This is a genomic window from Marinobacterium sedimentorum (genome assembly GCF_024267675.1).
Lineage (GTDB): Bacteria > Pseudomonadota > Gammaproteobacteria > Pseudomonadales > Balneatricaceae > Marinobacterium_A > Marinobacterium_A sedimentorum.
In genome coordinates this window covers 1-14491 of sequence record NZ_JALDYX010000010.1, presented here as the reverse complement: position 1 = coordinate 14491, position 14491 = coordinate 1, and the positions used below count along the sequence as shown (strand labels likewise).

General features: G+C 58.1%; 13 protein-coding genes. 3 read left to right on the top strand and 10 right to left on the bottom strand.

Annotated elements, in window-relative coordinates; all coding sequences use genetic code 11:
* Positions 1-103: 103 nt before the first annotated feature.
* The 7 genes from MRS74_RS10725 to MRS74_RS10695 form a co-directional block, all read right to left on the bottom strand.
* Positions 104-691, bottom strand: coding sequence for a DUF2726 domain-containing protein (locus tag MRS74_RS10725; RefSeq protein WP_254580284.1), 588 nt, complete (start codon positions 689-691; stop codon positions 104-106).
* Between the two features lie 608 nt (positions 692-1299).
* Positions 1300-1569 carry a hypothetical protein gene (locus tag MRS74_RS10720; protein WP_254580283.1) on the bottom strand — a complete coding sequence of 90 codons (270 nt, stop codon included), beginning with the start codon at positions 1567-1569 and terminating at the stop codon, positions 1300-1302.
* 48 nt (positions 1570-1617) lie between these two features.
* Positions 1618-2259: an alpha/beta fold hydrolase gene (locus tag MRS74_RS10715; protein ID WP_254580282.1), complete on the bottom strand. Its 642-nt coding sequence runs from the start codon at positions 2257-2259 to the stop codon at positions 1618-1620.
* A gap of 151 nt (positions 2260-2410) precedes the next feature.
* Positions 2411-3373, bottom strand: coding sequence for a hypothetical protein (locus MRS74_RS10710; protein ID WP_254580281.1), 963 nt, complete (start codon positions 3371-3373; stop codon positions 2411-2413).
* Between the two features lie 71 nt (positions 3374-3444).
* Positions 3445-4167, bottom strand: a complete 723-nt coding sequence (locus tag MRS74_RS10705; protein ID WP_254580280.1) for a pseudouridine synthase — start codon at positions 4165-4167, stop codon at positions 3445-3447.
* 166 nt (positions 4168-4333) lie between these two features.
* Complete coding sequence (locus MRS74_RS10700) at positions 4334-5938, bottom strand: NAD(P)/FAD-dependent oxidoreductase (RefSeq protein WP_254580279.1); 1605 nt, start codon at positions 5936-5938, stop codon at positions 4334-4336.
* A gap of 711 nt (positions 5939-6649) precedes the next feature.
* Entirely contained in the window at positions 6650-7168 is a 519-nt protein-coding gene (locus MRS74_RS10695; RefSeq protein ID WP_254580278.1) for an RNA methyltransferase, read from the bottom strand.
* A 508-nt stretch (positions 7169-7676) separates the two neighbouring features.
* Here MRS74_RS10695 and MRS74_RS10690 point away from each other — a divergent pair.
* Positions 7677-9032 carry a uracil-xanthine permease family protein gene (locus MRS74_RS10690; RefSeq protein ID WP_254580277.1) on the top strand — a complete coding sequence of 452 codons (1356 nt, stop codon included), beginning with the start codon at positions 7677-7679 and terminating at the stop codon, positions 9030-9032.
* A gap of 515 nt (positions 9033-9547) precedes the next feature.
* Here the strand turns inward: MRS74_RS10690 and MRS74_RS10685 are convergent.
* The 3 genes from MRS74_RS10685 to MRS74_RS10675 all read right to left on the bottom strand — a co-directional run bounded on the left by MRS74_RS10685 (position 9548) and on the right by MRS74_RS10675 (position 12753).
* The gene (locus tag MRS74_RS10685) at positions 9548-9754 is read right to left on the bottom strand and encodes a cold-shock protein (RefSeq protein WP_020683157.1); all 207 of its coding nucleotides are present in this window, start codon (positions 9752-9754) and stop codon (positions 9548-9550) included.
* Positions 9755-10061: 307 nt separating this feature from the next.
* A complete protein-coding gene (locus tag MRS74_RS10680) occupies positions 10062-10928 on the bottom strand; it encodes a bifunctional methionine sulfoxide reductase B/A protein (RefSeq protein WP_254580276.1) in 867 nt (288 codons plus the stop codon).
* A gap of 238 nt (positions 10929-11166) precedes the next feature.
* On the bottom strand, positions 11167-12753 hold the full coding sequence (locus MRS74_RS10675; protein ID WP_254580275.1) for an ABC-F family ATPase: 1587 nt from the start codon (positions 12751-12753) through the stop codon (positions 11167-11169).
* 592 nt (positions 12754-13345) lie between these two features.
* Between MRS74_RS10675 and MRS74_RS10670 the strand changes: the two genes are divergently transcribed.
* Together MRS74_RS10670 and MRS74_RS10665 are read left to right on the top strand one after the other, a co-directional pair.
* Positions 13346-13912, top strand: coding sequence for a DJ-1/PfpI family protein (locus MRS74_RS10670; protein ID WP_254580274.1), 567 nt, complete (start codon positions 13346-13348; stop codon positions 13910-13912).
* A gap of 262 nt (positions 13913-14174) precedes the next feature.
* Positions 14175-14491, top strand: a 317-nt coding sequence (locus MRS74_RS10665) for a ribbon-helix-helix domain-containing protein (protein ID WP_254580273.1), incomplete at its 3' end; no start/stop codon positions are given.

Genomic DNA, 14491 nt, shown 5'->3' with positions numbered 1-14491 from the left:
TAATCCTTTTTCATTTATTATCAGCCTTGCTGGAAAGCCAGGCTGCTGAGCACTTTCAAAGGCAGCCCCTTCACGACTCGAGTACAGCACGGAAAAGCCTCGCTCACACCCCCGCCGCCCAGCCAGTATCATCCCGCACGGCCCGCAGCGGCGCGGCCTGCCCCGTCGTTTCGAAGTCGACTGTACTTTCAAAATCCCGCAACGGCTTAAGGTAGTCTTCAACCTCCGCCAGCTTGTAGCCCTTCTGTGCCGGCACCCGGATCAGCGGCAGCTGCACCTGCTGGCAGATCTGCTGCAGCATCTCGTCGCGCTGTTGACTTTTGGCCTTCTGATGACTCCTGTCATCCAGCTCGATCACCACGACGGGCACCAGGTCGCTGCTGTTGCAGATGACGAAATCGAAATGCTTGGCGCTGATGCGGTTGAAGGCTTTTTGCCAGATGCGCCGGTCTTTGGCGGGCAACGGCTCAATGAGATCGGCGACGCGCACCTTGCCATAGACGCGGTAGCGGGCATCCAGTACCTGATCCAGTACGCCGGCGAAGGAACGCTCGGCGGGAGTAAAGAGTGCCGGTCGGCGGCGGTATTGCAGCTGGTCGGCAGGCGCCGAACTGGTGCGATTGCGGGCGAGGAATTTCAGGAAAAACACGACTACCAGAACCAGCAGCACTACAAGAACAAGAACTTCCATAGCTCAATCCCTGTGTATCGATGATAAGTCCATCAGCCGTTTGGCTGGCACGACAGTCACCCAGTTTGCTCCGAATCCATACGGCGTACAAGCCAAGCAGGCCCAGCAATTTCAACGACTAAACCGTAGTCTAAATCCCATTTGCTAACGTGATTGCAGAACAGCTCCGATCCCCCTTAAGCAGAAAATGGCTCCTGCATTTCCTGGCTACCGGTAGGAGCCCACTCTGTGGGCGAATAATACCGTGCAGACCTCAATTCGCCCGGAGACCGGGCTCCCACAATTTTCCCACCTGATCCAGCCTGGCAATGTACATGTAAAAACAGCTGAAATACCAGAACGGCTCCAATCCTCCTTATGAGCAGAAAATTGCTCCTGCATTTTCTGGCTACCGGCCATCCATGGCCATATGCCGGCGAGCACTGAGGTTATGCAGTGCATTGGCCCCCAGGGGCGCGCAATCTAACAGCCATTGAATCACTACAGAACTATCAGCACGGCCCTCTATCCCCCTCAGCAGCCGACGAGCACCGGAATTATGCTCCGCTCAGACCCGAAGGGACAAGACAGGGACTGTCGAGCCGCAGCTTGAGGACATGGATGTCCTCTTAGCTGCGTCCGGAGCAGAATTCCGGCGCGCAGTGAAGCCGAAGGCCGGCTGATGGCGTGGCCCTAATGATCCGTTCCCGCATAAATCCACATAGGCTCGGTTTTCCCGGCACGCTCAAACCCCAGTGCCCGGTAAAACTCGATGGCCCCGCCATCAGCGCGGCGGGCTTGTCGGCGGCGGACCATCCGTTGGCGCGGTACAGCTCCAGCACCTCGGCCTCATCCAGGCGGCCGCTCTGGCTGTCATCAAAACTGATTTCTGCGTTCATGCATCTCCGTGCTCCTGCATTGGGGTACTGCGTCGCTTCGAGGCGGCTTCAATCGCGGCGACTAAAACGGCCATGACTCAGAAACGCCAGTACCTGCGCACAGGTTTCAGGCCGGTGATGAATGTCCTGGTGGCCATAGGGCAGCAGGATGGTTTCACGGGCAGCGCCTGCGCAGGCCGATGCCACTTCAACGCGGCCATCGCTCTGGCCAGACAGGAACAGCTTTCCCAGCAGGGCGCTGTTACGACAACCCGCTATCACCCCCAGGCTCAGGTCGGACTGCGCATGACAGTTATCATAGGCAGCGGTGGGCATCAGCTCGGCGACAGGCTTGAAAATACGGGCATAGCCTGGGATCCGGCTGGCGAGCTGCGCCAGGGGCGAGCCGCCGTGGGGCGTAGCGATAAAGACGCAGTGCCCGACATTCTGCGGCCGGGTCTCACGGATAAAATTCAGGGTAATAAGCCCACCGAGGCTGTGGGCAACATAATGCACGCGGCGGTAGCGGCCGGTGATGTCATCCAGTTGAGTCGCCATGGCGGCGACACAGTCATTCATGTCGCCAAACAGGGTCGGCAGACTCAGGGCACGGGTTTGCCAGCCTGCGCGGCGCAGGCCTGCCTCGAGGTAGGCCATATCCCGCCGGCCCCTGTTAAAGCCGTGCACCAGTATGGTGATTTCATCATTCATGTTCAGTTGCGCTGGCGGCTGCTAAGAGCCGTTTATATCACTGCGCGGCTTAGAGTGCGAAAACAGGAAGCCTAAACCAGGCCAATACTGACGCGCCCTCTTTTCACCTAAGGCCTGAGGACCAGCGCCCAGGATTTCAACAGCCAGGGCATTAACCGGGTGGATGCACCAGGTAGCGCTGATGAAAAGCCGTACTGCGCCTGTCCATCCAGCGGGTCATCAGGGCAATGGTGATGAGCGAGAACGCCAGGCGCAGCCAGAGCACGCCGGACAGGTGCGCACCCAGCAGCATCACCAGCAGGCTGTCCTCGATAAGGCTGTGACAGAGCCCCAGAAACGCCATGGAGGCAAACACATCCCGCCTGGACACATGGCCGGCCTGAGCTTCGCGGATCAGCAGCGCGCCGCCAAAAGACAGCCCCAGAGTGACGCCGATAATGGTAATGGAGGTGGCTTCGCGACCGATACCCAGCAGGCGCAACAGCGGTTGCAGCAGCCAGGTCATCAGCCGCTCGATACCCAGCAGACGCAGTACCTTCAGGCCGCTGAGCAGCAGGATGATGACCAGCTGAATCATCAGCAGACTCTTGACCTGCGCCAGCGCCCAGCCACCCAGGCTGTTATCCACAGGGTCCGGCTGCCAGTAGAGTTCGTTGGGGTTCTGCAGCCAGCCACCCTGGGTGTAAATCAGGTTCAGCAGTGCGGCAAACAACAGGCCGCCACCGATACGCACCAGCAGGGTGGCGCCCAGGCGCACGCCGGCTTTCTGGGCAATGCGTGCTTCAATCGGCAGGCCGTGGGCCGTCAGCAGCAGGCCCGCCAGCACCGTGACCTGGGCAACACTTAACGCTTCCTGCTGCGACTGGGTAAAAAACACCAGCATGCCGGCATAGATGTTGGCCGACAGGGTCGCCGCCCACACTAGCCCCATGCTGTCGGGCAGGCCTATCATGCCCATGAGCGGCCCCAGCACGGCGGCCAGCAGCTCAACACCGCCCAGTTCCTCCAGCAGCTTGACCACCAGAATCACCGGTATCATGAGTCTGAACAGCGTGGTCGATACGCTGTAAATCTCGCGGCCCAGCTCGCGGAAAAAGGTTGTTAAGGTCACCACAGGGGTCTCCAGAAAAACAAAAATGAGGGGTATGCCGCCAAATTCTCTTGCGGCAAAAATATCTTCGAGCGCTAGTCCCCGATGGACGCCCCGATGCACGCGACTTCCCATGCCGTCAGTTCACGGCTTTGCCCCGGTAAAAGATCCGCATCCAGTGTCAGATTGCCGATGGCGCAGCGGTGCAATTCCAGCACCGGATTGCGAAAGCGGCCAAACATGCGCTTGATCTGATGGTATCGACCTTCGGTCAGGGTGACTTCAGCCAGCCGTTCGCCGAGTATCCGCAGGCCCGCGGGCCGGGTGCAGATGCCTTCGTAATCGAAATAGATGCCATCGGCGAAGGCCTGGATGTATTCCTCGTCTATGGGGTTGGCCAGGGTAACCCGGTACCTTTTGCTGACCCCGGAATCCGGCGCGCTGAGGCCGCGGGACCAGCGGCCATCGTTGGTCAGCAGCAGCAGGCCGGAGGAATTCAGGTCCAGGCGCCCGGCGATATGCAGGCCGTGGCGGTAGTCGGCCTGCAGCAGGTCGATCACGGTGCGGTGCTCATCATCCCGGGTGGCGCTCACTACCCCTACGGGCTTGTGCAGCATGACATAGCGCGGGGTATTGGCCTGCAGCACCTGGCCGTCGAGCAGCACGCGGCTGAACTCGCCAATGGGCTGCTGTATATCCTTAGCCTGCACGCCATCAACAAGCACCCTGCCGCGCGCCAGCATCAGCCGCACATGCTTGCGGTTGATGCCGGTCTGCACGCTGATAAAGCGGTCGAGCCGCGCAACCCTGGATTGCATCCTAGCAGCCTCCCGGACTTAATACTGATCTACTGCGGAAAAGCCGATTGTGGTCATTTTTCATGCCCTTCTTTGTTAAATAGAACCACTATTCGCCGCAAAAGGGCCAAAAAAATGTCTCAAAACGGCCTTCCCCTCGCGACGATCGATCAAGTCCGACAGGCTGCTAACGACTTTCGTTGATGCTGAGCGCCATGGCTTCGGCGATGCGAATGCCATCAATCGCCGCCGACATGATGCCGCCGGCATAGCCTGCGCCCTCGCCCGCGGGATAAAGCCCGCGGGTGTTGAGGCTCTGCAGATCATCACCGCGCTTGATGTTGATGGGCGACGAGGTGCGGGTTTCAACGCCGGTGAGAATGGCATCTTCCAGTGCAAAGCCGCGGATCTTGCGGTTGAACGCCGGGATCGCCTCGCGGATGGCCTCGATACAGTAGTCCGGCAGTGCGCTGGACAGGTCCGTCAGCTTGATACCGGGCTTGAACGAGGGCTCCACTGTGCCGAGCCGCTCCGACGAAACGCCCTTGAGGAAGTCGCCTACCTTCTGCGCCGGCGCGTCGTAGTTGGCGCCGCCCAGCTCATAGGCCAGGCTTTCGAGCTGGCGCTGGAAGTCTATGCCGGCCAGCGGATGACCGGGGTAATCGGACGGATCTATGCCCACCACCACGGCACTGTTGGCATTGCGCTCGTTGCGCGAATACTGGCTCATGCCGTTGGTCACCACGCGGTTTTCTTCCGAGGTCGCCGCCACTACTGTGCCACCCGGGCACATGCAGAAACTGTAAACGGAACGACCATTCTTGCAGTGATGCACCAGCTTGTAGTCGGCGGCGCCGAGGATTTCGTTGCCGGCGTTGTCGCCAAAACGGGCTTCGTCGATCAGCGACTGCTGGTGCTCGATACGGAATCCCACCGAGAACGGCTTGGCTTCCATATAGACATTTTTGTCATACAGCATCTGGAAGGTATCACGGGCGCTGTGCCCCACCGCCAGGCCTATATGGCGGGACTTGATCTGCTCGCCGTCGGCCAGGGTAAGGCCCGTCACCTGGCCATCCTCGATATGCAGGTCATCGACCCGGGCGCTGAAGCGAATTTCGCCGCCGAGTTCGATTATGCTGGCGCGCATTTTCTCCACCATGGACACCAGCCGGAAAGTGCCTATATGGGGCTTGCTGACATACATGATTTCGTCCGGCGCACCGGCGGCAACGAACTCGCTCAGCACCTTGCGCCCGTAGTGTTTCGGGTCCTTGATCTGGCTGTAGAGCTTGCCGTCGGAAAAGGTGCCGGCGCCGCCCTCGCCAAACTGCACGTTGGACTCGGTGTTCAGCACCTTCTTGCGCCAGAAGCCAAAGGTATCCTTGGTACGCTCGCGTACTTCCTTGCCGCGTTCAAGAATAATGGGCCTGTAGCCCATCTGCGCCAGTACCAGGCCAGCCAGCAGGCCGCAGGGGCCAAAGCCAATCACCACCGGGCGCTCGGCAAGCGCCGCCGGTGCCTCGGCAACATATTGGTACGCCATGTCCGGCGTGGCCTTGATCAGCTGATGGCCGGCGAACTTTTCCAGCAGGGCCGCATCCAGGCTTGTCTGCACATCCAGGGTGTAGATCAGCACGATGCTGGTTTTCTTGCGGGCATCATAGCCACGCCGATGAACCTCAAAGTTCAGCAGCTGCTCCGGGCTGATTTCCAGCGTGGCCAGAATGGCGCTTCTGAGCGCAGCGTCGTCGTGATCCAGCGGCAGCTTGATATTGGTCAGGCGAATCATGTGCATTTCCCGAACGGCAGAAAAGCCGCGCTAGCGAATCCGCTGGGCATCAGCCTCGGCTGCAGGCCCGGGCACGGAAAAACCGGCGGCTGCAAGGCGAGGTGCTGTGGTCGCAACGGTGGAGCAGCGGCTTCGGAGTTACCTGGTTATAGTAAAGGCGGCATTTTACTGCATTGCGGGCCTTGATGTCGCCCGTTGCACGGCCCGGCGCCAGCCCGCTCAGAGGCCTGCACGTACAGGCCGCCCAGAGGGTGATTTTATATCCGCCGTCTTGTGATGCTGGCGTGGTAAGGTGTACTTAGACTTCACCGCAGGCGCTGGCCTGATCTATTGCCAATAGCGGCCCCACATTCTCTCCAGAAGTCAGAATCTGCAGTGTACCCAATGCCAAGGTGTCGGAAGCTGTCACTTTTCAGCACCCTGACAGCACTCAGGACATGCATAACGCATTGTCCTGAAAACCATCGATCGCCGGAGCACACGACATGACCAAAGAAAGAAGCAGTTCCAAGGAATCGAAAAAGAAACCTGCCATGTCTCCCAAGGAGAAAAAGGCAGCCAAGCAATCGAAAAAGGAATCCAAGAATATTTTTGGCTCCTGATCCGTCAGGTTCAATAAACTGAATGCCTGACCTTCTGCTGTAACCCGACTGAATAAAGAGGCCGCGTCATAACCTCTTTATTTACACCGGCCAGATGCAATCTCTTTATTTACAAGGGCCCGCCCCTTACCTTCACCCTATTGTTCTTGTCACGACTGCGACGTATCAGCTCATCGCCGGCGATACAATCACGTGATTTTGCCAGCCGGTCGTAGAGCACAACATTGACCGTCGCCGCCAGGTTCAGGCAACCCACCGTGGGGATATAGACCACCGCCTGGGCGCGGTTTACCAGCGCCTGGCTCAGAGTGCCGTCTTCAGGCCCAAAAATGTAAAAGGCATTTTCGGGGTGCTGAAATGCATTCAGTGGCTGCGCCCCCTCCACCAACTCCACGCACACTATGGCCGCACCCTCTGGCACCGCATCCAGCAGTGAGTCCACACCGCTGAGTGGAATGCTCCGGCTCGCCTGCTTGGTATCGGTACTGAATTTTCGGGCCCGCGGATAGCGCTCGCCGGTATAGAAGACCGCATCCACCCCGAAACAGCCCGCCGCACGCATGACGGCCCCCACGTTGGTGGGGCTCTTGGGATTACTCAGGCCAATACAGAGTTTCGGGTATGTCATCGTCAGTTCGCAGCAGCGGTTGATCCACGCACCCGACCCCGGGCGCAACAGGCCCGCCAGTTTACCAGAGCCTGCGCTGAGCGTCAGAATCGCGGTAGCACGGGCCTCTGCCCCCGGGACAAATCTCCAGGGTGATCACAAAAAACATGAATGTACCCAATAACAAACAAATATAATTACAAAAACATAATTTTTAATTTGGAATTCAGACAGCAAAAATGTATACAATACGCCCCTGAGGCATTTGGACGCCGCAGGCTCAGGCTACCCTGCCCGTACCTGCGGCATGACAAAGCGCCCCGAAGATGCGGGGACGCAAACAATAAAAATGGCACGGCCAAGGCCGTGCCTGACTCCAGAGGAACAGCATGAAAGAGCTCAGCACAGACGTCAGCAGACGCCCAGACCCCGTGGACACTCGCGACTTGCAGCGACCACGCAGCGCAACAGCTAAAGCCGCGCCGGCGTACTAACTCTCGATCACGATGACCTTCATGGGGCTCTTGCCATGACTACGCGCAACCGCAGTACTTCCCTGTTCGACTTCTACGGCCGGCCACCGCTGCTCAAGGCCCTGCCGCTTTCGCTACAGCATATTCTGGCCATGATGATGGGTACCGTTACCGTGCCCATTATCGTCGTGGGTGCGGTAAATGCATCCCTGGACGAAAAAATGGCACTGATTCAGATTGCCCTGATCGCCTCCGGCATCTCCACCCTGTTGCAGCTGTATTGCATCGGCAGAATGGGCGCCCGTCTGCCCGCCATCTTCGGTGTGGGCTTTGCCTATGTGCCGACTCTTACTGCCATTGGCGCCCAGTACGGCATCAGCGGCATTCTTGGCGCCCAGGTCGCAGGCGGCCTTGCCATGATGCTGGTTGCGCTCTTTATCCGGCACATTCGCGGTCTGTTCACACCGGTGGTGGCCGGCACAGTGGTATTGGTGATCGGCCTGTCGCTGTATGACATCGCCATCAACTATATGGCCGGCGGCGTGGCCAGCAGCAGCCGCGGCTCGCTGCTGAACTGGGGCATCGCCATCATTACCCTGCTGGTGGTGCTGGGTGTCTCCCACTTCGCCCGCGGCTTCCTGCAACTGGCCTCCATTATCTGCGGCATCGCGGTGGGTTATGTGCTGTCTGTGTTCTGCGGCCTGGTGGATTTCAGCCCCATCGCCGCCGCGCCCTGGTTCACGGCACCGAGCCCCATGCAGTTCGAGCTGGAGTTTCATACCGCGGCCATTATCTCCATGGTCATCATCTGCGTAATCAACTCGGTACAGACCATCGGCGATCTGTCTGCCACCACTGTGGGCGCCATGAATCGCGAACTGTCTGATCGGGAACTGTCCGGCGGCCTGCTCGGCAATGGTGCCTGCACCTTGCTAGGTTCATTTTTCGGCGCGCTGCCCACCGCCTCCTACAGTCAGAATGTCGGCATCGTTGCCATGACCAAGGTCATCAGCCGCTTCGTACTGGCACTGGCGGCAGGCTTTATGCTGGTGGCGGGTTTTATTCCCAAGTTTGGCGCCCTGATTACCACCATCCCCTTCCCGGTGCTGGGCGGTGCCACCATCATTGTGTTCGGCATGATCACCATGACCGGCATCAAGCTGATCACCAAGGAAGAGATGTCGTCGCGCAATGTGACCATCGTCAGCCTGGCGCTGGCCCTGAGCATGGGCATCTACGCGGTACCGGACGCCATAGAGCAGTTTCCCCAAATGCTGAAACTGGTCGTGGGCGGATCGCCCATAGTGGTAGCAGCCTTTGTCGCCATAGTGCTCAACCTGATACTGCCGAAGAAGACCCTGGCGGACGAAGAACAGGAACGCAGGCAGATCGAACTCAAGATGAGCAGCTGACGTTTAAGAGCACACGCCTGAACAGAAGCCCGCCTCGGCGGGCTTTTTGCTGTGCGGGCTCAGACTGTGACACCGATGCCGCCGTCAGGTGAAGATGGTGCGGTGAAAGCGTAGGAGTCCAGTCTCCGGGCGAACCGGGCGGAATTCTGGCGTTATTCGCCCGCGGAGCGGGCTCCCACAGGAGGAGATAGAGCGACCAATGGTTACACAGTTACCGGCACCGGGCCCGCGAACGATGGAGGGACAGGTCGTTAGTCGCGATTTGTGATCGCCTTACCAATGACGAATGACCAATCACTATTTATCAATGACAAGTCGTGATTTGTAATTCGTAAATAGTGATTGGTACGCAGCCGAACCGGGTGAGCGGTGCTGATAGCAGTTAGCAATTACCAAATATTTTCCTGCGCCCACAAAAAAAGGCGAACCCCGAAGGTTTCGCCTTTTTTTATCGCTCAACTCAGAGAGTCGAGGGTGACATCATATCGCTACGATGCCAGTCGTGATTCTGTGATTTACAGAATTACGATGTTCTCAGCCTGAGGACCCTTCTGGCCCTGAGTAACTGTGAACTCAACTTTCTGGCCTTCGACCAGAGTCTTGAAGCCAGAACCAGTGATCGCACGGAAGTGAGCGAAAACGTCAGGACCAGATTCCTGTTCGATGAAACCAAAACCTTTAGCTTCGTTGAACCATTTTACGGTGCCGGTAGTAGTAGACATAATAATATTTCCTGATAATTCAAGAGTAATTTAATGACCTTTATAAAAAAAGGTCGTTGGACTAAAAGTGGCGCTTACTTATGAAAAACAGGACGAAGTTCTAAAACAGGACATCGAAAATGTGTGCATAAATATAGGTCGTACTTTCAGGTAAGGCTGAATTGTACATGACCACACAGCGGCGTCAACTGCTTATTTCAAAACCCACACTTTAATGCCCCGCCCCCAGCCTCTTTTCACCGCGGCGCAAGCCTGCCCGACCAGAGCTCCGGCGTAGTCGGGCCCCCGTATCAAAGGCGCCGGAACCTCAGAATTTCTTTTCGTAACGGTGGCAGTAAGGCGCCTTTCCGGTCTTGGCGTAGTAGTCCTGGTGGTATTCCTCGGCGCGCCAGAAAGGCGCCATGGGCAGCACCCGGGTGACGACCTCATGGCCTTTGTCCTTGAGGATATCGATCAGGCCCTCAATGGTTTCGCGCTCCTGATCATCGGCAACAAAGACCGCGGAGGCGTATTGCGAGCCCAGATCAGGCCCCTGCCCGTCCAACTGGGTCGGGTCGTGGATCTCGAAGAACAGCTTGGCCAGGGTTTCGTAGCTCACTTTGCCGGCATCATAGCTGACCTCAACCACTTCCAGGTGACCTGTGGTCTTGCTGCAGACCTGGGTGTAGGTGGGATTTTCCGAGGCCCCGCCCATATAGCCCGACACCACGGATTCAACGCCCGGCACCTGCTGCAGCAGGTGCTCTACTCCCCAGAAGCAGCCGCCGGCAAAGTAGGCCTTGTTCAGCTCGCTGCCGCTTTCATGCGCCAGCTCTTCTGCGCTGACAAAATTCATGGAGATGGAATTGACGCAGTGACGAATGTTTTTCGCGGTCTGCATCTCGCCTTCGAACACGTGCCCCAGGTGACCACCGCAGTGGGCGCAGACGATTTCGGTGCGGCGCCCGTCGGCATCGACATGGCGTGCCACGGCACCCTCGATCTCGTCATCAAAGCTCGGCCAGCCACAGTGGGATGGGAACTTGTGTTCCGAACGATACAGCGGCGCATCACACTGCTTGCATAGATAGAGGCCATTCTCGAAGTGCTCGTTGAACTTGCCAGTAAAGGGACGCTCCGTGCCCTTGTCCTGGATAACGCGCTGCTCTTCGGGTGTCAGTGTGTTGAACGTCATAAGGCTACCTCCAGGTTGTAAGGGAGCTGGCCCCGGGCCTGATGACCCGCGGCACAGCCACACTCGTCTTGAATTCTCGCGTGCCCCGCATCCGCCCGGGCACTTATCAGGCACTCATCAGATGACCACCCCGGTCCGCCGTCGTTCCCGGCGTCCGGCCAAGAATACCAGAGCCACAACGAAACAGGGCCCGGCATCCCTGCGGAATGTCCGAGCCCTGTGGGTCAAGCGACGTTTATCAGATGCCCTGGCTGCGCAGGTAATCTTCGTAGCTGCCGTGAAAATCGACGATGCCGGTGGGCGTCAGTTCGATGATACGGGTGGCCAGCGAGGACACGAACTCACGGTCATGGCTGACAAACAGCAGGGTGCCGGGGTAGTTTTCCAGCGCCAGGTTGAGCGACTCGATGGACTCCATGTCCAGGTGGTTGGTCGGCTCATCCAGCAGCATGATATTGGGGCGCTGCAACATCAGCTTGCCGAACAGCATGCGACCCTGCTCACCACCGGAGATGACTTTCACCGTCTTGTTAATGTCGTTCTGGGAAAACAGCAGACGCCCCAGAATGCTGCGAATCGACTGTTCGTCGTCGCCTTTCTGGCCCCACTGCGCCATCCAGTCCATGAGCGTGACTTTCTTCTCGAAGTCGGACGCGTGATCCTGAGCGTAATAACCCAGCTGGCTGTTCTCAGACCACTTGATCTTGCCGGCGCTGGGCTCAAGCTCACCCATCAGACATTTCAGCAGGGTGGATTTACCGATACCGTTGGGGCCTATGATGGCGATGCGCTCACCCACGCCGACACGCAGGTTCAGGCCGGAAAACAGCTCTTCGTCAAAGCGCTTTGCCAGACCTTCAACTTCCAGCGCGGTACGGTGCAGCTTCTTGTCCTGATCAAAAATGATGTAGGGACTCTGGCGGCTCGAAGGCTTGATCTCGTCCAGCGTGATTTTGTCGATCTGCTTGGCACGGGATGTTGCCTGCTTGGATTTGGACGCATTGGCCGAGAAGCGGCTGACGAACGCCTTGAGATCCGCAATCTGCGCCTTTTTCTTGGCATTGTCGGAGTACTGACGCTCACGCAACTGCGTTGCGGCGGTCATGTACTCGTCGTAGGTGCCGGGGTACAGACGCAGCTCGCCGTAATCCAGGTCGGCCATATGGGTGCAGACGCTGTTCAGGAAGTGACGGTCATGGGAAATGATGATCATGGTGCAGTTGCGCTCGTTGAGCACCGTTTCCAGCCAGCGGATCGTATTGATATCCAGGTTGTTGGTCGGCTCGTCGAGCAGCATGATGTCCGGGTCTGAAAACAGCACCTGGGCCAGCAGCACGCGCAGTTTCCAGCCCGGCGCAATTGCGCTCATGGGACCGAAATGCTGCTCCACCGGAATGCCGACGCCCAGCAACAGCTCGCCGGCGCGGGACTCAGCCGTATAGCCATCCATCTCGGCAAAATCAGCCTCCAGGTGGCCGGCCATGATGCCGTCTTCCTCGGTCATTTCGGGCTTGGCATAGATCGCATCACGTGCCGCCTTGATCTTCCACAGATCGTCGTGACCCATGATCACGGTATCCACCACGCTGAACTCTTCGTAGGCGAACTGATCCTGACGCAGCTTGCCGACGCGCTCGTTGGCATCCTTGGAGACGTTGCCGCCGGAGGGATCCAGGTCGCCACCGAGGATTTTCATGAAGGTGGACTTGCCACAGCCGTTGGCGCCGATCAGGCCGTAGCGGTTGCCGTCGCCAAACTTGACGGAGACATTTTCAAACAGCGGCTTGGCGCCAAACTGCATGGTGATATTCGCAGTTGTCAGCAATGGTGTATACCGAGTAATAGAGCTGATAGAAACGCAGTACCGCGGCCCGAAGGCGACGCCCTGCAAAAGGTGAGCAGAAATTCGGCGCATATTATGCCACAACTGGGCAATTCAACCAATGCGTTTGCGATCAAATTTCGCCCAGCAACACTGGGGCCTGGAGTAAAATTCTGCAAAAATTGAGCAAAAATTCGGCGCACTCTCTACAACAAACAGCGCCACAACCGGGCAGTTCAACCAATGCGTTTGCGATCAAAAAAACATCATCGGCCTGGCCCTTTCCACCTTGACCGCAGGCGATACCCGCAGTGGTCAGCAATGGTGTGTACCGAGTAATAGAGCTGATAGAAACGCAGTACCCTGGGCCGAAGGCGACGCCCTGCAAAAGGTGAGCAGAGATTCGGCGCCCTTTTTTCCATAAGTCAGCGCCATAAATAGAGCCACAGACGCCCCTGCTGTGCACAATCTGAACACCACTGTTTTTTGCCCGCCACGCCGTTGCCATGAACTCTGTAGTACTCAGCTAATACCACCTGCAACCGCAGCACTGCTAAAACAGGGTTTCCATTAAACAGTTTGCAGGATCACAGCCATGAACAATAAAAAAATTCTCATGATCACCGGCGATTTCACCGAAGACTACGAAACCATGGTGCCCTTCCAGACGTTGCTGGCGGTCGGCCACCAGGTGGATGCCGTCTGCCCGGGTAAAAAAGCCGGCGACACTATCGCCACGGCGATTCATGACTTCGAGGGCGACCAGACCTACACCGAAAAGCGCGGTCACAACTTCACCCTCAATGCGACTTTCGATGCCATTGATGTAAAGGACTACGATGCGCTGGTGATTCCTGGCGGCCGGGCACCGGAATACCTGCGTCTGAACCCTGCGGTACTGGCCATGGTGCAGCATTTCTTCAGTACCAATAAGCCTGTTGCCGCCGTGTGCCACGGTGTACAGCTGCTCAGCGCCGCCGGCGTCATCAAGGGCCGCGCCTGCTCGGCCTACCCGGCTTGTCGCCCCGAAGTTGAACAGGCCGGCGGCGAATACGCCGATATCGCCATCGATGCCGCCGTGACCGACGGCAATCTGGTGACGGCGCCCGCCTGGCCGGCGCATCCGGCCTGGCTGGCCCAGTTCATGACGCTGCTGCAATAGCGCGGCCCCGGATCGCCCGGTCTAGGAGGCTGTCGGACTTAACACTGATCTACTGCGGAAAGGCTCCTAACTGTGCCGCTCTTTGAGGTCAGGCCGAGTTTTGTGAAAGCCCTTCATATCACCCGGCTCGCATTGGCTTTTCGCCAATGCGGCATCCCTTGCCGGGCGGACCTCCAGCCCGCCCGGCCTTTTTTTCTTCGCGGTCGCTGTGTACGCTGAACCGAGTGTTGCGTTAAGCGGCGCCCATCCCTGAGGAGTCACCATGTGCAAACTATTTATCAAGGCTGATCCCCAGCTCTGGGTCAGCTCCACCCGCTCGCTGCGCATCGATGGCATGGTCACCAGTGTGCGGCTGGAAAATTGTTTCTGGAGCATTCTGGAAGAAGTGGCTCGGCGCGATGACATGAACGTGCCGCAAATGATCACCCGGCTGTACCACGAGTCTATTGACGCCGGCCATGATCTGGGCAACTTCACGTCTTTTCTGCGGGTCTGCGCCACGCGCTACCTGGCGTTGCAGATGAGCGGCGACATCCCGCGCAATTCCAGAGTCGCACTGCGTGAACTCGATGCCGACAG

Coding starts and splice junctions, on each gene's coding strand:
- MRS74_RS10725 (WP_254580284.1), bottom strand. CDS start 691: ATGGAAGTTCTTGTTCTTGTAGTGCTGCTGGTTCTGGTAGTCGTGTTT.
- MRS74_RS10720 (WP_254580283.1), bottom strand. CDS start 1,569: ATGAACGCAGAAATCAGTTTTGATGACAGCCAGAGCGGCCGCCTGGAT.
- MRS74_RS10715 (WP_254580282.1), bottom strand. CDS start 2,259: ATGAATGATGAAATCACCATACTGGTGCACGGCTTTAACAGGGGCCGG.
- MRS74_RS10705 (WP_254580280.1), bottom strand. CDS start 4,167: ATGCAATCCAGGGTTGCGCGGCTCGACCGCTTTATCAGCGTGCAGACC.
- MRS74_RS10700 (WP_254580279.1), bottom strand. CDS start 5,938: ATGATTCGCCTGACCAATATCAAGCTGCCGCTGGATCACGACGACGCT.
- MRS74_RS10695 (WP_254580278.1), bottom strand. CDS start 7,168: ATGACATACCCGAAACTCTGTATTGGCCTGAGTAATCCCAAGAGCCCC.
- MRS74_RS10690 (WP_254580277.1), top strand. CDS start 7,677: ATGACTACGCGCAACCGCAGTACTTCCCTGTTCGACTTCTACGGCCGG.
- MRS74_RS10685 (WP_020683157.1), bottom strand. CDS start 9,754: ATGTCTACTACTACCGGCACCGTAAAATGGTTCAACGAAGCTAAAGGT.
- MRS74_RS10680 (WP_254580276.1), bottom strand. CDS start 10,928: ATGACGTTCAACACACTGACACCCGAAGAGCAGCGCGTTATCCAGGAC.
- MRS74_RS10670 (WP_254580274.1), top strand. CDS start 13,346: ATGAACAATAAAAAAATTCTCATGATCACCGGCGATTTCACCGAAGAC.